The organism is Chloroflexota bacterium (assembly GCA_014360825.1).
Classification (GTDB): Bacteria; Chloroflexota; Anaerolineae; order UBA2200; family JACIWT01; genus JACIWT01.
The window spans coordinates 100,461-121,560 of sequence record JACIWT010000007.1 but is presented as its reverse complement, the minus strand read 5'-3'; the positions used below and the strand labels follow the sequence as shown (position 1 = coordinate 121,560).

19 protein-coding genes are annotated in these 21,100 nt (G+C 54.7%); 3 read left to right on the top strand and 16 right to left on the bottom strand.

The window, feature by feature from the left end:
* Window positions 1-312: 312 nt before the first annotated feature.
* Window positions 313-687 carry a hypothetical protein gene (locus H5T64_06425; protein ID MBC7263984.1) on the top strand — a complete coding sequence of 125 codons (375 nt, stop codon included), beginning with the start codon at window positions 313-315 and terminating at the stop codon, window positions 685-687.
* A gap of 28 nt (window positions 688-715) precedes the next feature.
* On the opposite strand, the gene H5T64_06420 is transcribed toward H5T64_06425, so the two are convergent.
* The 15 genes from H5T64_06420 to H5T64_06350 all read right to left on the bottom strand — a co-directional run bounded on the left by H5T64_06420 (window position 716) and on the right by H5T64_06350 (window position 18,074).
* A complete protein-coding gene (locus H5T64_06420; GenBank protein ID MBC7263983.1) occupies window positions 716-1,120 on the bottom strand; it encodes a Zn-ribbon domain-containing OB-fold protein in 405 nt (134 codons plus the stop codon).
* A 120-nt stretch (window positions 1,121-1,240) separates the two neighbouring features.
* Complete coding sequence (locus H5T64_06415) at window positions 1,241-2,395, bottom strand: thiolase domain-containing protein (GenBank protein ID MBC7263982.1); 1,155 nt, start codon at window positions 2,393-2,395, stop codon at window positions 1,241-1,243.
* Window positions 2,396-2,418: 23 nt separating this feature from the next.
* On the bottom strand, window positions 2,419-3,465 hold the full coding sequence (locus tag H5T64_06410; GenBank protein ID MBC7263981.1) for a hydroxymethylglutaryl-CoA synthase: 1,047 nt from the start codon (window positions 3,463-3,465) through the stop codon (window positions 2,419-2,421).
* Window positions 3,462-4,751, bottom strand: coding sequence for a hydroxymethylglutaryl-CoA reductase, degradative (locus H5T64_06405; protein ID MBC7263980.1), 1,290 nt, complete (start codon window positions 4,749-4,751; stop codon window positions 3,462-3,464). Before H5T64_06405 ends, H5T64_06410 begins: the two co-directional genes overlap by 4 nt.
* A 115-nt stretch (window positions 4,752-4,866) precedes the next feature.
* A complete protein-coding gene (locus tag H5T64_06400; GenBank protein ID MBC7263979.1) occupies window positions 4,867-5,379 on the bottom strand; it encodes a hypothetical protein in 513 nt (170 codons plus the stop codon).
* Window positions 5,380-5,461: 82 nt separating this feature from the next.
* Entirely contained in the window at window positions 5,462-6,058 is a 597-nt protein-coding gene (locus H5T64_06395) for a DUF4013 domain-containing protein (protein ID MBC7263978.1), read from the bottom strand.
* Window positions 6,059-6,278: 220 nt separating this feature from the next.
* On the bottom strand, window positions 6,279-7,001 hold the full coding sequence (locus H5T64_06390; protein MBC7263977.1) for a DUF2085 domain-containing protein: 723 nt from the start codon (window positions 6,999-7,001) through the stop codon (window positions 6,279-6,281).
* Entirely contained in the window at window positions 7,002-9,890 is a 2,889-nt protein-coding gene (locus H5T64_06385; protein MBC7263976.1) for a DEAD/DEAH box helicase family protein, read from the bottom strand.
* A 2-nt stretch (window positions 9,891-9,892) separates the two neighbouring features.
* Window positions 9,893-10,645, bottom strand: coding sequence for a 16S rRNA (uracil(1498)-N(3))-methyltransferase (locus H5T64_06380; protein ID MBC7263975.1), 753 nt, complete (start codon window positions 10,643-10,645; stop codon window positions 9,893-9,895).
* 15 nt (window positions 10,646-10,660) lie between these two features.
* On the bottom strand, window positions 10,661-11,599 hold the full coding sequence (gene prmA, locus H5T64_06375) for a 50S ribosomal protein L11 methyltransferase (protein ID MBC7263974.1): 939 nt from the start codon (window positions 11,597-11,599) through the stop codon (window positions 10,661-10,663).
* A complete protein-coding gene (dnaJ, locus tag H5T64_06370) occupies window positions 11,583-12,695 on the bottom strand; it encodes a molecular chaperone DnaJ (protein ID MBC7263973.1) in 1,113 nt (370 codons plus the stop codon). Before dnaJ ends, prmA begins: the two co-directional genes overlap by 17 nt.
* A gap of 141 nt (window positions 12,696-12,836) precedes the next feature.
* The gene (gene dnaK, locus H5T64_06365; GenBank protein MBC7263972.1) at window positions 12,837-14,732 is read right to left on the bottom strand and encodes a molecular chaperone DnaK; all 1,896 of its coding nucleotides are present in this window, start codon (window positions 14,730-14,732) and stop codon (window positions 12,837-12,839) included.
* 34 nt (window positions 14,733-14,766) lie between these two features.
* Window positions 14,767-15,441: a nucleotide exchange factor GrpE gene (locus H5T64_06360; GenBank protein ID MBC7263971.1), complete on the bottom strand. Its 675-nt coding sequence runs from the start codon at window positions 15,439-15,441 to the stop codon at window positions 14,767-14,769.
* 16 nt (window positions 15,442-15,457) lie between these two features.
* Entirely contained in the window at window positions 15,458-16,507 is a 1,050-nt protein-coding gene (hrcA, locus tag H5T64_06355) for a heat-inducible transcription repressor HrcA (protein ID MBC7263970.1), read from the bottom strand.
* A 172-nt stretch (window positions 16,508-16,679) separates the two neighbouring features.
* Window positions 16,680-18,074 (bottom strand): undecaprenyl-phosphate glucose phosphotransferase, encoded by a 1,395-nt coding sequence (locus H5T64_06350; protein MBC7263969.1) that lies wholly within the window; start codon window positions 18,072-18,074, stop codon window positions 16,680-16,682.
* A gap of 545 nt (window positions 18,075-18,619) precedes the next feature.
* Between H5T64_06350 and H5T64_06345 the strand changes: the two genes are divergently transcribed.
* Together H5T64_06345 and infA are read left to right on the top strand one after the other, a co-directional pair.
* Window positions 18,620-19,828, top strand: a complete 1,209-nt coding sequence (locus H5T64_06345) for a sigma-70 family RNA polymerase sigma factor (protein ID MBC7263968.1) — start codon at window positions 18,620-18,622, stop codon at window positions 19,826-19,828.
* 37 nt (window positions 19,829-19,865) lie between these two features.
* Entirely contained in the window at window positions 19,866-20,114 is a 249-nt protein-coding gene (gene infA, locus H5T64_06340; GenBank protein MBC7263967.1) for a translation initiation factor IF-1, read from the top strand.
* Window positions 20,115-20,221: 107 nt separating this feature from the next.
* Here infA and H5T64_06335 read toward each other — a convergent pair whose 3' ends face one another.
* Window positions 20,222-21,079 carry an ATP-dependent Clp protease proteolytic subunit gene (locus tag H5T64_06335; GenBank protein ID MBC7263966.1) on the bottom strand — a complete coding sequence of 286 codons (858 nt, stop codon included), beginning with the start codon at window positions 21,077-21,079 and terminating at the stop codon, window positions 20,222-20,224.
* Window positions 21,080-21,100: the final 21 nt, after the last annotated feature.

Genomic DNA, 21,100 nt, shown 5'->3' with positions numbered 1-21,100 from the left:
TTCCTATCACTCTCCAGTTGTTAAGGTGCCTGCCACTCCAAGTATAATATACACAAAGAAAGCCCTGTTGTCAAATCACACTAAATGCGAAAAACCGGCGGTAATCCGTCGGTTGGGAGACAAGCACAATGTAAGATTTCATCGCACTAATCTTTGCCTGTCACCCCCACTTTCAATTGTTAGATCTTTTCGCACCCAGTGCGAATGAGATCAGTCCGTATATCACTTTCACTTATATTGTAGCACAAAGACTGTTCCTTGTCAAGTTGCGTGAAATCTGCGGGAGCGCATGACCTTCATTGGAGGATGCCCATGACCCACCGACCCAAAATTGCCATCTCGGTTCTCTTCGCACTTGCTTGCTGGTCTGGCATTGCTTACTTCACCTACACTCAGCCACCAGAAGGACTCAATGTCTTACTTGTCCTGATCGTTTTCTGCTTGGGGCTATTATTCTCGTCCCTCCCAGTCTTATTCTATTTGGGGCGCTGGCTGCGACCCCATGCATCAACCGAAAGGCTCTTGGGGAACGCCATACGCCGTTCGACCCTGTTCGCCATGTTTCTAACCGTGGGCATAGGGCTGCACATCCTACACGCGCTCAACTGGGTCAACGCATCCTTGCTGTTTGCCATTGCGTTTTTGTTGGAAATCCTGCTCGGAGCCTATCAAAACAATGCCCCCTGATCCTTCCGCGCTCGAAAGCGAGGTTTGGTTACCGCACAGATGACAGCGCCGGGCGGAATTTGTATCCGTAGATAATCGCGCCGTTTCCGCTTTCTTCACGGATCTTGCGCGTGACCATTTCGACGGGCATGCCAATGTGTGCATCTGTGGCTTCCATGTCAGTCAGTTGACCAGTAACTAGAGGACCCTCCTCGAGTTTCACCAGTGCGACTGTGTAAGGCGCGTATTCTTCATATCCCTGTGGCGCTTGATAGATTGTAGAGAAGGAATAAACCTCCCCGCGGCCACTGAACCGAAAGGGCTTGTACGCCATATCTTCGCAATTGGGGCAGACATCGCGGGCAGGAAAGATCTTGGCCCCGCAGTGCTCACAAACCTCGCCAACGAGCCCGTATCGCTGGCCCCGTAATCTCCAATGACGTGGTGTTTCCATGGTCTATCCTATCCTCCTTCCAAACTACTATAGATCTCTTAACCGCAAGTTGGCATTTTCCCGTAACTTAGATTCAGATGATATATCCTTAATCATGGATGCCCGACTGGGGGATGAATGTTACAGGTACCCCAGAATATGGGTGATAGCCGTCGCTCCGCTGCCACCCAAACTCTGAGTCATCGCCAGCCGGCAGTCTTTCACCTGATTATCGCCCGCCTGCCCGCGCAACTGGAGCACCGCCTCTACCACCTGATAAACTCCCGTGGCCCCCAAGGGATGACCGCGCGCCTTCAGCCCACCCATCGTACAAATGGGTATACGTCCTGTAAGCCCGATTTCACCTTCCTGAGCGAGTCGCACGGCCTGACCACGCTCGGCGAAATCACAGGCCTCCAGAGAGAGCGCAGTCATAATGGTGAAACCATCATGTAACTCGAAAAAATCAATGTCCTCTGGGCCAACGCCGGCCTGATGATAGGCGCGGGTTGCCGATTCCCAGGCCGCCTGCAAGAACAACGGATCATGTCGATCGTGGAGAGCAATCCGATCTGTGGCCACCGCTGACGCAGCAATGCGGATGGGCATACTCTTCGACTTCTTTGCCCGCTCACTTGGGCAAAGCACCAGCGCTGCTGCTCCGTCTGACATGGGTGCACAGTCCAGCACATTGATCGGGTCGGCCACGACATTCGCTCTCTCATAAGCATCCGCTGTCACCGAGAAACGAAACATAGCGTTAGGATTGTTCAACGCGTTACGATGTGCGTTTACCACAAACGGCGCGAACTCGCTGTGCTCGATGCGGTATTCGTACATATAGCGGCGCATAATGAGAGCGTTTGTGGCCTCCAAGGTGGCCCCATGGAGGGCTTCATGGTCGCTATCCCCCCCACTAGCCAAGGCGGCGGTTACAGCCTCTGGACTAACATCAGTAGTCTTCTCAACGCCGCAGACAACGACGATATCATGCAGGCCGCTCGCCACCGCTAGGTAGGCCATGTGCAATGCCGCCGCACCCGATGCTGCTGCCGCCTCGACGCGGAGTGCCTCGATGCCCCGCAATCCAGCCCAGTCAGCCAACAAGGCCGCCAGATGCTCTTGACCGACCAATTCACCTGCCAGGGCATTGCCAACGTATAAAGCGTCTGCGGTCTCGAACTCAGCGTCACGTAATGCTGCTCGGATGGCTTCCACACCTAGATCGCGAATGGATTTCTCCCAGTGCTCTGCAACTTTCGTTTGTCCGATGCCAACAATGCTGACGTCACGCAACGAAACGTCCCCCGAGGGCAGTATCATACCAAATGCAACTTTCTTCGATATCGCGCGTAAACGGCGTAATCTATTTCCTGGCGTCGGTCAATGTAATCACGAGTCTGTGGCGCGCAATGTCGTCGGGCGTGGATAGCGTCCGTAACCACCCAGGAAAAAGCATCGCTCCCCGCCCCAGAACCGAAGGATACGAGCAGGATACGCTGTCCAGGCTCGGCGACATCCAGCACAGCCGTCAGCCCGATCAACGCGGACCCAGCATAAGTATTGCCAATTTCAGGCGCAAGTAGCCCGGTTTTGATCTGATCGTCCGAGAAACCGAGCATCTTAGCCACTCGTTGCGGGAATTTCGTGTTGGGCTGATGAAAGACAGCAGCCGCGAAATCCTGTGGTTTGTAGCCCAGCAATTCCATGAGGCCCTGAGCAGCAGCAGTAATGTGTCTGAAATACGCCGGTTCACCCGTGAACCGGCCCCCGTGCTGCGGATAACGATCGTATGGCTTACGGAAAAAGTCTGGTGTGTCGGAGACGTAGGAATACGATGCCTCAAGATATGCCAGGCTTTCTTCCTTAGGACCAAGAATATATGCCGCACCACCTGCTGCCGCCGTGTATTCGAGCGCATCGCCGGGGCGAGCCTGCGCCGTGTCCATGCCGATGACCATGGCGTAATCGGCCATGCCCGAGCCCACCAACCCTATGGCCGCCTGCATAGCCTCAGTGCCAGCCTTGCAGGCGAACTCCCAATCAGCAGCCAACACCTCGGGTGTCGCCCCGATAGCCTCGGCGACAATCGTAGAGGTCGGCTTGACCGCATAAGACTTGGACTCCGTGCCCACCCATACCGCTCGCAACTGCGAAGGTGCGATACCGGCCCGGCGCAACGCATTTCGCGCCGCCTCGACAGCCATGGTCGTCGTGTCCTCATCGAGTCCCGTCACTGCTTTCTCTCGGACAGGCAACCCACCGTCACCGCCTGCCCACACGCGTGCCACCTCTGCTGCAGGCAGGCGATAGCGGGGCACGTAGGCTCCGTATCCGATAATTCCGACATCGCGTAAGGGCTTCATAGTTGTCCCTGCAGTTCTTGGATGATTTCCTGGGCCCGATCCAAGCGGATGACTCGCTCTTTGACCAGGCGCTCCACCACTTTGTCAATTAGATCACCTTTAGCACCAGCCGAGACGGCCACATTGCGAGCATGTAACTCCATGTGCCCCCGCTGTATGCCCTCTGTGGCCAGAGCACGCAGCGCCGCCAAGTTTTGAGCCAGGCCCACAGCGGTGATGATCTCGGCCAGGTCACGGGCCGACTGCACACCCATGATCTTGAGCGCCAGGCGAGCCAGGGGGTGAACCCTCGTGGCTCCGCCGACAATACCCACAGCCATAGGCAATTCCAGCGTGCCTACCAGGTCTCCGTCTGAATTCTCGCTCCAGTGGCTGAGCGAGGTATAACGTCCACCCCGCGCAGCATAGGCGTGCGCTCCGGCCTCAACAGCCCGCCAATCATTACCAGTGGCGACGACCACAGCATCTATACCGTTCATGATGCCTTTATTGTGCGTCGCAGCCCGATAAGGGTCTGTTGCGGCAAATGCCCAAGCCTCCACGATGCCCCGCACCACTTCGGTCCCACTGAAACCTTCCTGGGCCAGAGAACTGGCCGGCACAATGCATTTGGCGCGTGCCAGGCGTCGGTCTGCCAAGTTAGAGAGAATGCGCAGGTTCACCCGCCCACCGGTAATTTCTTCCACCAGTGGTGCGACAGCCTCCACTGCCGTATTGACTGTGTTGGCACCCATCGCGTCGCGGGTATCATAGAGGATGTGAAGGATGAGCATGGGGCCTACCGGTGATTCAGAGAGCACCCGCGCTTCTAGGTCCCGCGCCCCACCGCCAAGCCCGACGATGATCGGATCCTGTTGGTTTGCTAACGCCAGGATGCGACTTTTTTCCCTAAGCACCTGGAAGCGAGCAACCCAAGGATCTGTCAAATCCAGGACCTGGATCTGGCCGATCATGAGGGCCTCGTCACTGGAGGTTTGGAAACCGCCTCCCTCGCGCACCAATCGGGCGGCGTAACTGGCCCCCGCCACCACAGATGGCTCTTCAATCGCCATAGGCACCAAGACATCCCGACCGTTAATCAGGAAATTGACCGCAATGCCCAAAGGGAGGGGAAATGTCCCCATGACGTTTTCGATCATGTGATCGGCTTGGTCGAGGCTCAGGCCCATACCGGTGGCCAAAAGAGCCACCTCATCTGAGGAGAGATCTGCGAATTCGCGGACTTTCGCAAGCCGCTCCTCGATGCTGAGCCGAAAGAAGCCGGGAATGCGCGATGTTCTGCTCACCTAACCCCCTCAGGAATAGCAACAGCCTGCAGGCGGGCTTCACTGCAGGCGTATATTCACTGCTTTTGTAATTTTTATAACACAAAGAGGCTGTCAAAAACTATCAACTTTGCGTCTAACGGTCGAAATAGATGCTCTTACCCGTCGCTGAGAGCGGGATACCCATCACGTAGTCAGCGTCAATCAGGCCCATCTCGCGAGCCACTACCCCGGCGCGGTACATGATGCGATTGTCCACATTGAGTAGTGAGGCGGTTTTCACTGCCGAACCCAGAGCAATGCCCATATCTAACAGGCGGAAAGCGCATTGCGGTCCCTGAAACTCGCCCTCAAAAGTGTTGGGCTTGATGCATTTCTCGGCACCGCAGGCACTGCAATTGAGCCCCATGGCCTTGGCATCTTTGATCCCGATGAGGACCACAACGGGTGAATTCTTCACGTTGTTCCCATCTCGGTCAAAATTGCGCTTGCCCGTTCGTTCCCCGAATCGGATCATCGCCTCGCCAAGTTCTTGGCAGGCCTCTCCCTCTATGATCTTAGTCACCACAAAGTCCTGACCAGCTGACTTAGGGGCAGTCCGGGCAGCAATGACCATGAGTTGTGCAACCATCTTCAGTTGTTGTTCCATGTCCACACCCCCCTTCTAATAATACAAAGTTCAGGCGAGGATGCACATTCCTCGCCTGAAAGGAACCTCGCTTTCTACTACATCATACCATTTTGTGTTGGCGAGCCAGTTGCCCCAAGAGATGTCCCTGCACCAATGACGCCCAGAAAGCGGTGAAAATAACACCAACGAAGCAGAGGATAACGCCAAAGCCAGCGACGAAATGGGCAAGATAACTCAGGATGATGACGATGATGTACGTGCCCAGGTCTTTGGTGATAAAAGAGAAGATATCGCCGAAGCGGAAGAACGCGCTCAACTCGTCGGCCTCAGCGTATTTCACCACAGCAGCGGGCAAAACAACCGCCAGAAGGAGCCCCCACAGACTGGATAGACAACCCACTGCGGAAGTAAACAGAGCAGCCAGGCCACGAACCCCTTCTTGGCCACGGCCTCCGAGGGCAGCACTGAAAGCCCCACTTACGCAAGATAGAAGAATGATGGGGATTGCATAGATGATAACAGCGATGACCACCATCAGGCCCTTCATAAAGTAGTCGCCGAAGTTATCCCAATTGGGCATGGGGCGCTCCACTCCATCGCGCACGTTCTTGAGCAGTTGGAGCACATAGCCGATCACCACAAAATTGACGATGGGAATGATGGTCAGGATACCACCGACCAAATTTTGGTTAACCACTGCTCATCTTCGGTAAAAAAGGTAAACGATTTGCCGTAGTCCATTTTAGCCTCCTTAATCGGAATCTCTGTCTTTCAATGCCAAACGAACTTCTGTCCGGATACCCACCCCCTTCCCAAGAACTTCTCCAAACTACCGCTAGTTTCCACTGAAATTATACCGTATTTTCGGTTTGGTAGCAAAGGATGTGAAATGGAGAGCCTGGGTATCCGAGACCGGGTCACAACAGGCTGGCCAGCCATGCCCGCAACGCTGCAATAGCACACAATTCCACCACTGCAGCCATTAGCCCCAAAGCCAGGGGCACGGCTAACTCTCTCCAGCCCGAGATAGTGTTCTCCAGCCGCCGCAGAATGACAAAGAGGACGCTGTTTACCATGCCCAGCAGGACGAGCACCGAGACGGCCTCCAGCAATGCCAAGGGATAGAAGAAGGCAGGCGGAGCCCAGATAACTACTGAATTGGCGACCGCAACAACTATAATAAGACCGACCAATTCCCCAAACCCATCTACAACTGGGCGATCAAGACTATTCTGCCAGATAACAAAATTAAACACGGGCAGAAGGATCAGCATCAGCGCGAGGCCATTTAGCATCCCTGTTGCCAAGCGAAAAATGTTATGCGGCGTGCAGAAATGGGGCAGCCCTTCAATGGCACTCAAATACGAATTGAAACCGTCAATTCCCCAGACCAGAAAAAAGAGAATGAGCGCTACCAAAACGCGGGCTGGTGGTAGCCGGGCGGCTCGTGCACGGCCTAATACCGCCATTACACCAAGCGTCCAAAGCGCACTGAGATAAGTCCCAGTGCAGCGAGCACAGAGAGGCAACTGCTGAGTGCCGATGAAGTATGTGCGCTCGGGAATCTGGTGACACACTCCGCTGAGGAGCAAACCCACATACCGCAACAACCCTGGCACATTGGCAAAAGGTGACTCCATTCAATACATCCACCGATCATCTTCTTCAGCGAAGATTTTTTCTGAAGGGAGCACCAAGTCGCGATTATTGATCCACTCTGCCGCCAGTGACGGCAGTTCGGCTAACGTCCCGCGACGCAAGGTGCATTCGGGGAGCGATTTGAGGAATGTCGGGCCGTAGGATTTACTCTGCAAGCGCTTGTCCAGCACTACCACTACGCCACGGTCGGTGCGGCTGCGGATCAGCCGGCCGAAACCTTGTCGAAAACGCAGAACAGTTTCGGGCACGGAATATTCTCTAAATGGGTCCTCGAAACCTTCGCTGCGGGCAGCGAAAATGGGGTCTGTGGGCACAGAGAACGGTAGTCGCACGATAACCAGGCAACTCAAGGCCTCACCTACTACATCAATGCCCTCCCAGAAACTACGCGTGCCCAAGAGCACAGCCTTTGGCGTGGATTTGAAATTATCGAGTAATTGCCGGCGTGACCCATCAATGCCCTGAGCATACACTACGATGCCCGCTTCCTCCAGAGGACGGCTGATGGCCCGATAACACTCGTTCAATTGCCCATAGGAAGTGAACAGTACCAACGTGCGTCCGCCTATGGCGCGGCAGAGTTCGATCAATGTTTGTTCGACTTTTTTCTGGTAATACTGCTGGCCTGGTTCGGGAATGTCAGTAGGTAAATAAAGCAGAGTTGAGGAAAGATAATCAAAGGGCGAGCCCACTGCCGCCTCTTCTGCTTCCTGCAAGGACAGACGTTCCCGTAGATAGCGGAAATCTTCGCCGGTGCGCAGCGTAGCCGAGGTGAGTATCACACAGCGCCGTTTATCAAAAAGGTTCTTGCGCAATACTTCGCCCACATGTAACGGTGCAGCGTGGAGGGTGATCGAATTATCCGTGGTCGAGATTGAGGCCCAATAAATACCCTGCTCATCCGGCTCAGCCAGGATAGCGTTCATGGATTCACGGATCTCAGTGATCCGCCGGAGGTAAGAAAGGGTGTCCTGCAAGAGCACATCATAATCCAGTATATCTGCATCCGCCAGGCTGGTGAAACCCTCATAAAGGTTGCTCAATCCTCGCTCTAGTCTGGAAAGTGGCACATCCAAGTTACCCCATAGCATCTCTACATCTGACCAGTCGGGTTGGATGCGAATGGCACTGTTCAGACGGATTTGGCGATCGTAGGTCTCGCCCTCGCTCTTCTCGGTCTGCTCATCCAAGAAAAGACCTAAGTGCTCGAAAAGTTCAGTCAAGGCTGTACTGGCACGATCCACTTCACCTCGCATCTGGTCCAGAAGAGAACCCAATTGACGTTGGACCGCGGGTTCGACAGAACTGGCCCGGAAATGCACCGGTATCTCCGCGAAAAAACCGTGCCGCCCAGCATCGGAACTCAGGGCGCTCAGGAGGGCGCGCAGACCAACTTCGTCTACCGAAAAACTGAGTTGCTCTGTGGCCTGGTCCTCCAGATGATGGGCCTCATCCACGATCAGGTAGCGATATTCGGGTAGCACCCGGTTTTCGGTCACCATATCCGAAAGTAAGAGGGCGTGGTTGACAATAATGAGATGCGCTGCCTCCGCACGGCGGCGGGCGCGAGCGAAGAAGCACCGCCCTTCGATGCGATGAGGACAGTGGTCGCCTAGACAAAGGTCTGCCTCAGCCTGCAACTGGTTCCACACGACAGGCTCATCTTTGACAAGCATCAGTTCAGCGCGATCCCCCGTATCTGTGGTGGGCAGCCAAGCCAGCACCTTGGCTAGTACTTGGATCTCGGTCGGCGAGAGAGTAGCCTGGCGTCGAAAGAGGGCGAAACGACGCAGACAAAGATAATTACCGCGGCCTTTGAGCAGGGTTGCTCTGAAATCTAACGGTAGGATGCGCTGGAGATCAGGGATATCCTTGTTGTAGAGTTGATCTTGGAGATTGATGGTATTCGTGGAGATAACCACATGCTCGTTATTCTGCACGGCAAAGTAAATGGCTGGAATTAGATAGGCGATTGATTTACCTGTGCCAGTGCCCGCTTCGACCAAAAGTTGCTGGCCTTCATTGAATGCCCTCCCGACGAGGCGCAGCATTTCCACCTGTTGTTCACGGTGCTCGTAGCCTGGGAATTCGCGCTCCATGAGGCCACCCGGCGACAGCATAGACGCTAACGCTTCCACATCCACAGGCTCCGGGGGCACTCGTGGTTCCAGTGGCCGCTCGCGGATCCTATCACCAAGAACCAGACCCATCGCCGCATCATCGAGTTCGCCTTTGGCCACCAATTGGCGACGGATACTGGCTCCGGAGAAGGCTCCTCGCGCGCGTTCACGAGCAATATCACTGAAAAAGAATCGCAGCGGCCAATCGGCACGAACGCCTATTCGATTGATCTCTTGCAGAGCATCGAAATCCATTTCCATCGCCAGGTCGCGCAAAGCCAGAAAAAGATCCTTCGCTGCCAATGCATCAGCCAAGGCGCGATGCCGGACGGGGAGAGTGATACCCAATTTTGAGGCAAGCACATCGAGGTTGTAGCGCGATGCCTTGGGAACGAGGATGCTCGCCAATTCAAACGTATCCAGTGCCAAGTTATGCGTCAGGACTCCGTGCCTGCGCAGAAAGGACAGGTCAAAGCCAATGTTGTGACCTACCACCGGGTAATCACGGACGAAATCGCACAGGGGACTCAGTAGCGCAGTCAAAGAAGGCGCGGAGTTCGCATCTTCCTGAGTGATGCCAGTCAATAAGGTGATCTTATAAGGGATAGGGCGCTGCGGATTGACAAGGCTTTCCCAAGTAGCAAGAGGAGTGTGGTCTTTAAAGCGGACTGCACCGATTTCGATAATGGCGTCGCGGTCAGGATCGAGCCCGGTCGTCTCAATGTCAAACGCCACATAAATCCTGTCCACGCCTACCATCCCCAATCGCCGAACTCGTAGAAGAGTGCCGCAGTCATGGCCATCGCCGCCGTCTCGGCCCGCAACACACGTGGGCCCATAGTCACCGGGATGATGCCATAACGCCGGGCATGATCCATCTCTTTTCTGGTAAAACCACCTTCAGGACCGACGAAAACGCTCACCGAAAAAGGTCGCCAATTGGCGGAGTACGAAGAGAGAACTGAATGCAATGTGGTTCTGTGCTCCTCTTCCCATGGAATCAGTGCCAAATCTGAGTGACGCGCCCGTTCACACCCTTGGGGAAAAAGGAGCACGGGCCGCAGCCTGGGCAGACGTCCTCGGCCCGATTGTTCGGCAGCCTCTTGGATAATGCGCCGCCACCGTTGTAGTTTGGACTCGCTCACGTCATCCAATGCGGAGATCACGCAACGCTCCGTGATAATGGGTACAAACTCCACCACGCCGAGCTCTGTACCTTTCTGCAACACCCACTCGAAATTCTGCGCCCTCAGCACTGCTTGATAGAGGGTGATCTTCGTGCGTGGCTCAGAAGTGGCCAGTTTCTTGTTCAGGATACGGGCCTCAAGACGCTCTCGATCTACACCCTCGATCTCGACCTGGTATTCCCAGCCAGAATCATCGAGCACCGTGAATTGATCGCCCGGACCCATGCGCAGTACACTGCGTATCTGGTGGACTTGCGGTCCGGTGATCTCTGCTTTTCCGCCACGCAGGCTTTCTGGAGGAACAAAAAAACGGTGCACGGTCAATCTCTTCTCTCACCGCAGAGTGGCGATCAAGGCCACCCAATCCTGCTCGCGTTTCTCCTCTCGAATGGCCAGTCCGAATTTTGCAAAGGCGTCAAGTACAATGTCAAGCCGCTCCTCAATGATGCCGGAAGCGATGATCCGCCCAGTAGGCTTCAGAGAGCCAGTCAAGCGAGGAGCCAACGAGGCGATAATCTCCGCAAGGATGTTCACAACCACGCAGTCGAAGCGTTGGCCTTGCGGTACATAAAAGCCAGGTTTTGCGTTCGCGGGCGGAATTAATGAGCCCACATAAAGCCTCACTTGCTGACTAACGCCGTTACGTTCAATATTACTACGAGCCTCATTCACGGCCACAGGGTCAATATCCAGCGCCAGGACCGAATTTGCCCCAAGCCGTGCCGCAGCGATTGCCAAAATACCAGAACCTGTGCCCAGGTCGAGCGCGCTATCACCGGGCGATAGGTAATCTTCGAGAGCCATCAGGCAAAGGCGTGTGGAGGGATGCAAGCCTGTGCCAAAGGCCATTCCCGGTTCCAGTTCAATAATGCGTTCACCTGGTGCTGGCGTGTAAGCCTCCCAGGGCGGTTTGATAACAAATGAGCACCCCACACGTTGGAGGCCAAAATTCTGCCGCCAAGCCTCTGCCCAATCTCTGGCTGCCAGGACTTTGAATTGCGGCTCAGGCAGGGGATAAAGGCGTCCCAAGAGCCAGAGCGCCCGCTCTATCTTTTGCCGAGTGTCCTCATCCTCGACTGGTATGTATGTTTTGACTGAGCCCTTCGGCGCAACGCTGTAATAAGTGTCGTCGGGCGCATCCAGCACACGCAACTCTAGTACTGCGCCACCGACTCCATAGCGGTTGAATACCTGTGAGACAGCCTCTGCTGCTTCACCGTCAACCGACACGCTGATCTCAAGCCACTCGGAAAGATCACACTCCAAAGGCATCGCGCACCCTCTCGAAGAAGCCTTTTGGCTCCTGAGGGATCACCTCGCGCCCAAGCGTTTTGGAAAGTTCTCGGAAAAGCCTCTTCTGCTCATCAGTCAAGTTAGTGGGAGTAGCCACTCGTATGCTTACCAACTGGTCACCACGCCCACTCCGGCGGAGATAGGGCACGCCCTTACCTTTCAGTCGGAAGACTTGGCCATTCTGGGTGCCAGCTGGGATCACCAGGGGTTGGTCCCCGTCGAGCGTCGGCACCATCACCTCATCACCAAGAGCGGCCTGGGCCACATTGATGACCAGTTCCACAAGGATGTCGTTGTTTTGCCGTTGGAAGAAGCGGTGAGGTTTGACCCGGAGGAAGATGTACAGATCTCCTGCTGGCCCACCCCACATACCTGCATCACCCTCGCCCGCAAGACGGACACGAGTCCCGTCCTCCACTCCAGCCGGAATCTTCACGCTAATACGCCGGGTAACGCGCACACGCCGCTGTCCATGACATTTATCGCAGGGCGAACTCACGACCTCGCCTTCCCCTTGACAGCGAGAACAAGTGGTCACGCTGACAAAAGAACCCAGAATGGTTTGCTGTACGCGGCGCGTTTGGCCAGAACCATTACAGTCGGGACAGCGGATTGGGTGTGTCCCCGGCTTCGCCCCGCTGCCGCCACACTCATCGCAAAGTTCGAGGCGCTCGATCTCCAGTTCTTTCTCCGTTCCGAAGGCAGCCTCTTCGAAGGAAATAGTCAGATTGTAACGGCGGTCTTCACCGGCTACAGCGCGGCGGCCAGTCCGAGGTCGTGTGCCAAAGCCAAAGATTTCTTCGAATATCTCGAACGGGTCCCGAAAGTCGCCGAAGCCGCCCCATACGTCCAGTGGGCCGCTATGTCCGTAGCGGTCATAGACAGCGCGTTTCTCCGGATTGCTGAGCACCTCGTATGCCTCGGCTATCTCCTTAAAGATTTCCTCTGCCTCGGGGTTCTTGTTTCTGTCGGGATGGTATTGCAGGGCCAGACGGCGGTACGCTCGCTTGATCTCATCAGTGCTGGCTCGGCGGTCCACCCCTAAAACTTCGTAATAATCGCGTTTGCCGCTCATTCTCACAGCCTGTTGCTCGACCAGTCTTCGATCTTATATTTAGTATACCGCAAGTGTAGGCCGCTGCAAAGCGGAAGAGGGATAGGGGACTTTCTCCCTATCCCTCTACAAGAGCTCTAACTATAGGGTCTTGATCGCCATTTATACTTCGCGGAACTCGCCTTCCACTGTTCCCTCGTCGCTGGGCTTGCCGCGGGTCTCCGTGCCACCCGGTGGTGGAGTACCCCCGCCTGGCTGTTGATACATCACAGCGCCCACACGCTGGAGGGTTTCGCTGAGTTCGCGGGTGGTGGAACGGATGCGATCCACATCCTGCCCCTGCAACGCGGAACGCACGGCAGCTACTTTCCCCTCGACTTCGCTCTTCAAATTCCCGGGCACCTTATCGCCTAGCTCACGAAGCGTTTTCTCGGCCTGATAGATCATCGCGTCCGCATTATTTCGCGCCTCGGCCTCTTCCTTGCGCTTGCGGTCCTGTGCAGCGTGTTGCTCGGCTTCCTTGATCATGCGCTCTACCTCTTCCTTGGACAAGCCACTGGAAGCGGTGATGGTGATGTTTTGAGCGCGCCCGGTGGCTTTGTCCTGGGCGGTGACATGCAGGATGCCGTCGGCGTCTATGTCAAAGGTCACTTCGATTTGTGGGATGCCGCGTGGAGCAGGAGGAATGCCATCCAGGATAAAACGCCCCAGTGTCTTGTTGTCGGCAGCCATCGGGCGCTCGCCCTGCACCACGTGGATCTCCACGCTGGTCTGACCATCGGCGGCCGTCGAGAAAATCTGACTCTTGCGAGTTGGAATGGTAGTGTTGCGCTCTATAAGCGGTGTGGCGACACCGCCCAAGGTCTCGATACCCAGTGTCAGTGGTGTCACGTCTAGGAGGAGAATGTCCTTGACTTCGCCGCCCAGCACACCGGCTTGGATGGCTGCGCCAATCGCCACCACCTCGTCCGGGTTCACACCCTTGTGTGGCTCGCGTTTGAAGAAGTTGCGTACCACTTCCTGTACCTTGGGCATCCGGGTTTGACCACCGACAAGTACGACCTCATCAATGTCCTCCACACTGTACCCGGCGTCCTGTAGCGCGAGTCGAACAGGCTCAATGGTCCTCTGGATTAGGTCATCTACCAGTTGTTCTAACTTGGCTCGCGTGAGTTTCATTTGCAGGTGCTTAGGGCCCGAGGCGTCGGCGGTGATGAAAGGCAGATTGATCTCAGTCTCCATCATGGTGGAGAGTTCAATCTTCGCCTTCTCCGCCGCCTCTTTGAGTCGTTGCAGGGCCATACGATCCTGACGCAGATCAATGCCCTGTTCTTTCTTGAACTCATCAGCAACGTAATCGATGATGCGTTGGTCGAAGTCATCACCTCCTAGGAACGTATCGCCATTCGTTGATTTGACTTCGAATACGCCTTCGCCGATATCGAGAATGGATATATCAAACGTGCCACCGCCTAGATCATAAACGGCGATTTGCTCGTCTTTCTTTTTGTCAAGGCCGTAGGCCAATGACGATGCCGTAGGTTCATTAATGATGCGTAGGACTTCGAGCCCCGCGATCTTACCGGCATCTTTGGTAGCCTGACGCTGGCTATCATTGAAGTAGGCAGGTACCGTGATAACTGCCTGCGTTACGGGCTCGCCTAGATAGGCCTCGGCGTCGGCCTTCAGTTTTTGCAGGATCATAGCCGATATCTCAGGTGGGGAATACTCTCTGCCGCCCATCCAAACGCGCACGTCGCCATTGGGTGCAGCGGTCACCTTGTACGGCAATCGCTTGATGGCGCGCTGTACTTCGGGATCGTCGTACTTACGTCCCATAAAACGCTTGATAGAAAAAATGGTGTTCTCTGGGTTGGTAATAGCTTGACGCCGCGCCACTTGTCCCACCAATCGCTCGCCCGTTTTCGAGTTCACGGCGACGACCGAGGGAGTCAAGCGCCCACCCTCCGAGTTCGGTATGACAACCGGTTCACCACCCTCCATGACAGCCATCACGGAAAAGGTGGTGCCCAAATCTATACCAATAATCTTACCCATACTACCCTCCTTTACCTACCTGTGAAGATCAGTTCTAACTTTCATTATCTTCTGCAGGGCCTCCCGCTTTTCTTTCATTGGAGCCCTTCGCTGGTTCAGTCTCCGCGATGGTGGCGTCCGGCCCTGCAACAGCAGAGTCCCTTTGGGACGCTGCAGGTGCTTTCGCGACCTTGACCAATGCTGGTCGAATCACCCGATCGCCCGCTTTGTAGCCTCTTTGCAGTTCGGCCAATATCTGGCCATCGGGCACTTCAGTTGTCTCCTCATAGAGAACCGCTTCGTGCTCCGTAGGATCGAATTGCTTTCCCAAACACTCTATTGCCTGCAAACCTTCTTGTTCCAGTATCAACCGCAATCGGCGGTCAATCAGGGCGACGCCATCGAACCAAGTCAATCGGCGCAGATCCGACGGCAAAGTAGCAAAAGCGCGATCCAAATCGTCCAGGACTGGCAACAACTTGGTCATCAGAAGAACGTTGCCAAAACGGATGATTTCTTCACGCTCTTTTTCGACCCGCTTACGATAATTGGCGAAATCAGCGGCCGTGCGACGTAACTGGTCCAAGTATTCATCCGCTTTTTCCTTGGCCGCTTTGAGAGCCGCATTGAGATCCACCTGAACTTCAGCGTCTGCATCAGAAACTCCCGTCTCGGGAGTTTTCGGTACTGCAGTCTCGCTAACGTCTCCTCCATTCCCCCGATCGGCCATAGTACCAAAGCCCTCCTTACTCCGCTTTCGTTTCTCCATACAGGCTCTGTAGCAAATCGCTCATCAATCGGGCCACGTAACGGACAGTAGAAATGGCCCGCCCGTAGGACATGCGCATCGGCCCCAACAACCCCAGGATACCACTGGCCTCAGCAGGGCCGTAAGTAGAGAAGACCATGCTGTAATCGCCAACCTCAGCCCAGCGGCCCTCGCCTCCAATGATCACGTGCACACCGTTCTGGCGAACCATCTGGGCCATGATCGCATCCAAGAGCCACCCACCCTCAACGATCTCTACAAATTGACGAGCACGGGTAATCTCAGAAAACTCTGGCTCCTGCAAAGTCTGCACCAAACCGTCATGGTAAACCTCATAAGCAGGGCGTGAATCAGCAGCCCTCATGATCTCTGCCACGCGTTGCAGAACCTCTACCTCAAGCCGACTGAATGCCGTCGTTGACAATCGTTCCAGGTAGGTCTCTACACCACTGACAGTCTGATTCACCAGAGCCATATTCAAGCGATTTGACAAACGGCTGAGTTCTTCCTGGCTAACGGGGTCGGTGAGCAATAACACCTGCTGGCGTACAATGCCGCCTTGTAGCACCAACACCATCAGCCCCGCGTTCTCGCTGACGGAGATCAGTTCAATGTGGCGCAAGCGGGAATAGGGCGCACGAGGTGTGGTGACCAGTGCTGCTCCTCGGCCCGTGCGAGCCAATACCGCCGCAGCCAGTTTCATCCACTGTTCTAGGTCCATGCCCACCTGATAGAACTGATGGCGGATCATTAATTGTTCCGCTGGAGGCAATTGAGCATCCTCCATCAGCCTCTCGACAAAGTAGCGATAGCCCTTCTCAGTGGGCACGCGGCCTGCAGATGTGTGAGGTTGGGAGAGATAGCCCTGCTCGGTGAGATAGGATAGTTCATTACGCACCGTAGCGGGACTCACTCCCAGATCGTAGTTCTCAACGATGGTGGCAGAGCCTACCGGCTTGGCCGTCTCCACGTACTCGCTGATCACAATGCACAGGATCTTTTCTCTTCGGGCCGTCAACTCGTCCATAATATATCAGATAACATTTCGAAAGTTCATTGGCACTCAATTGTATCGAGTGCTAAAATCATACCACGAACTAACCACTAAGTCAAGAGGGTGAGAATAAACTCTAGCGAAAGTCTAACACAGCCGCGAATGCGGCCCTCTCCTTAAGACCTAATAACTAGAGAGAATAAGTTTAGTAGGCATTCTTGCCTCGGAAGAGGGCAGCGAGTGTCTTCAACATGATCTTGATGTCGAGGGCTAGGGACCAGTTCTCGATGTACCAGAGGTCGTACTTGGTACGCTCGATGATGGAGGTATCTCCGCGCAACCCATTGACCTGGGCCCACCCGGTCAGACCGGCCTTTTCCTTGTGTCGCTCCATGTAACGCGGTACCACTTGGCGGAATTGTTCCACGAAAATAGGACGCTCGGGCCGAGGACCAACCAAACTCATGTCACCCAGAAGCACATTGATGAACTGCGGCAACTCATCGAGGGAATAACGGCGCAAAAAGGAGCCCACTCGTGTACGGCGTGGATCGTCTTTTGTGGCCCATACTGGACCGGTCTCGTCTTCCGCGCCCACACGCATGGAACGGAACTTGAGCATAGGAAAAGGCTTTGCATCCAACCCCATGCGTTCTTGGCTATAAAAAACTGGACCGGGTGAATCCAGTTTGATCAATAGAGCCAAAAACAGCATAAGCGGAGAAGCGAAAATAAGAAAGAGCCCGCTGATGATGACATCCATCGCCCGTTTGATAGTCAGCCGCCAGCCACGCATGGCCACATCGCGCACCGACAATAGGGGTAACCCACTCATATCGTCAATGCTCACTTCGGAGGCCATGATCTGGAATAAGTCGGGAAACACACGGACGCCAACGCGGGCCCCTTCGCATTGAGAGATGATTTCGAGGATATCTTCATGGCTGGCCTCGGGCAGGCCTATAATGACGTCGTGCACATCGTGCTGACGAATGATGAGTCCTACCTCTCTGGTACGCCCCAGGATTGGCACACCCGCCACTTCTGTGCGGCCTGGAGTATCGTCGGCGAAACCCACGCAGACATAGCCCAAATTGGGAGACTGATGAATCTTCTGCAAGATCATTCGCCCCACATCACCAGCGCCCACGATCAACACACGGCTCGGATTGTCCCTGCGCCAACGTTGCCAAAGATGGTCGGTGGTGAGGCGACCGATGGCGACAGTGACCACAGTCAGTATCCAGGCATAGAGAATCATAGCACGAGGGTAGTCCAGTTCATTTTTGTAGATAAAGGATGTGAAGGCCATGGCCATAATAGTGCCAATGGACACTGCCGAAAAGATGGAGGTGAACTTGTCAATGCGGGACATACTGCGCTTGGGGTGATAAAGGCGATAGAAAAAGAAAGTGGCGAGCAAAGTGAATATCTGAACAACTAACATGCCACTGTAGTAACGGAAGGGATAAGGGTTCACAGGTGCAGGATACTCGGTGAGTAGGCGCATCCAGTAGGCCAGGAGAAAGCCCAGGATGATCATCGCCACGTCCATAAGGACGGTAAGTAACCCAAAAAGAACCGCGCGTTTCCCGTTCATACGAGAGCCAGACCTCCGAAAATCAGAGAGCAATAGGCATTTTCATTCTACCATTAGCCAGCCAAAGCGTCAACTGGGTCTGCCCTGGGTGAAAGAATGCGCCTCCCGGTGACATTATCATTTGACTTGACGCGGGGGGTTGACATAGGATTGAAAATGTGATATAATTAGTATAGGAAACGAGGTTTGGCGGTGTTAGGCAGTATTACGTTAAGGAGGATGACGCGATAGCGATACAAGCTATTCATTGTTTTAGCGCGATCTTACCTAAGTATACGCCTCCGCCGAACCGCGGCGGTTTATTTTTGCGTATCAATTTTAGCCGGTAGCCGACGTGTTTCGACAAAGCAAGCCGTGCGAGAGAATCAGGAAGAGAGGATGGCATTAACACTGCTGTGATGAGAGATAAGATACGAGAACTTTGGCTGAATCTACAAGAGAACAGCGCAGGGCATGTTTCGCGGGACTGTAGTCCTCAACCCACAGTTTCGCCCTCTGCCGTTCAACTAAGACGCAAACGCACGTTAGGTGGTGATATTGCCAACATGACAACGGAGAAGGAAAAAACCCTTAACCCTACACGCGAACTCCTCGACAAAGCCGAAGAGCAGGGTTACCTGACCTTCGAAGATGTCTTGGAGGCTTTCCCTGAGGCGGAAAAGAATCTGCCCCAGTTAGAAGACTTGTTCATGTATTTGTATAGCGAAGGCATTGAGATTATCTTCGATGATGGCGAGCAAAAAGAGGAAGAGTTAACCGAGGAGATGGAGTCTGCCGAGGTAGAGTTGCAGGAGGAAGCCTTCGATCTCAGTAGCATCGGCAGCGACGACACGATCAGTCTCTACTTGAAGGAAATGGCCAGCGTTCCTTTGCTGACGCCTGAAGAGGAAATCCGGTTAGCCAAGCAACTAGAGCGGGGTAGAAGTGCTGCTCGGCGCCTGAACCGCGATAACCAACTGCGTGCTTCCAAGGGAATTTCCAGCCTGGATCCGCAAACGCGGGAAAGATTGCAACGCGAAGTTGAGTTGGGTGAAGCGGCTCGGGCGCATCTCATCAAGGCTAACACCCGCTTGGTGGTCAGTATTGCCAAACGATATATGGGCCAGGGTGTGCCTTTCCTCGATTTGATCCAAGAAGGCAACCTTGGCCTGATGAAAGCGGTGGAGAAATTTGACTACCACCGCGGCTGCAAATTCAGTACTTACGCCACGTGGTGGATTCGCCAGTCCATCACCCGCGCATTGGCCGAACAGGGGCGTATCATCCGTTTGCCCTCCCACGTAGGTGACCGTATCCGCAAGGTATATCGCACCGCACAACAATTGGAGCAGGATGCAGGACGACGGCCTACGCCGGTCGAGATAGCAGAGGAAATGGGCATCGAACCCACGAAAGTGCGATGGCTCTTGAGGGTCTCGCGTCGGCCACTCTCTTTGGAGAAACCAGTTGGCGAGGAGGAAGATAGCGAACTGGGTGAGTTCATCGAGGATGAGGATTCGCCTACACCCACCGATATGGCCACACAGAACCTACTGGCCGAGAAACTAGAAGAGGTGTTGAGCACCTTAAGCCCTCGCGAAGCGCGCATTTTGCGACTGCGGTTCGGGCTTCAGGATGGGCGCTCGTATACCCTAAAAGAGGTAGGGGAGAAATTTGGCCTGACACGCGAGCGTATCCGCCAGATTGAACGCGAAGCGTTGAACCGGCTCAGACACCCTAGCCGTAGCCGCCAGTTGAGGGATTATCTATCCTAACCTTCAAGCATCGATATCAAAGAGGAGTAGCAGAGTTTTGGTCAAGAAAGAGAGTCAAGAAAAAATAGAGGTTCAGGGCACTATCACCGAGGCTTTGCCCAACGCTACCTTCCGTGTGGAGTTGGACAACGGTCAACAGGTGTTGGCCTATATTTCCGGCCGGATGCGGAAGAACTACATCAAGGTGTTGCTCGGCGATCGGGTCCTGGTAGAACTTTCGCCCTATGATCCGATGCGCGGCCGTATCACTTATCGCTTCAAAAAACGCGCATCCGAATTAGACTGAAAAAGGAGTACGAGAGGCCCTGGGCATGGCGCCCAGGGCCTCTTTCTTGTTGCGCAGAATCCGCACTGGTGCGCAAATGTGCGCTAGGGTACTTTCCGCCAACCATACTACACAGACTCTCCGTTTCTGCGTGCAGGGGGTACGGGTCGATATGGTTGGGGAATGAACTCGACCGATGGTCGCCGTGGACCGGCCTGCGGATAGAGATCCATCAGTTCGTAGATCTCCCTGGGCATATCCTCAGTAACAGGCAAGCCCATGCCCCGTGCTTCCTCTACAGAGATGGGGTAGTCATGAGTCCAGGTGCCATCGCTCAACAATCCAGCGATTTTCTTGGCAGTTTCTTCGGGCAAGTTATCTCGGAGTAAATTGAAGACAGTATTGTACACCTGCTGGATAGCCTTTTTCGCCACATCACCTAGGATGAGGGTCTGGTCATCGCGGTTGGGGTTCTCCTGTTTCAGTGCAGCGAGCACCGAGGCGGCTGGGTAATATGCGCCACCAGGCGTGCCTAATTGGGGATCCACCGGCCCCAGTACAGCGTTGGGGTCCATCACAATCTCGTCAGCGGCCAAGGCCACTAATGTGCCACCAGACATAGCGTAGTGGGGGACGAAAACCGTCACCTTGGCCTTATGACGGTTCAGGGCACAGGCGATCTGCTCCGCAGCCAGGACCAGACCACCTGGCGTGTGCAATACCAGATCAATGGGCACGTTTTCGTCAGTCAGCCGGATAGCGCGTAATACTTGCTCTGAGTCTTCGATGTCAATGTATCGGCTGATGGGAATCCCCAGGATACTCATAGTCTCCTGCCGGTGAATCATCGTAATCACGCGGGACTTGCGCTTTCGTTCCAGGGCGTGGATGGCCATCTGGCGCTTGGTGACGAGTATCCAGCGCTGTATGGCCGGTACTAACGCCGACAAGATAAAGAATAGCCACAATAGATTTAGGAAATCCATCGCTTCCTCCCCACTGTATTT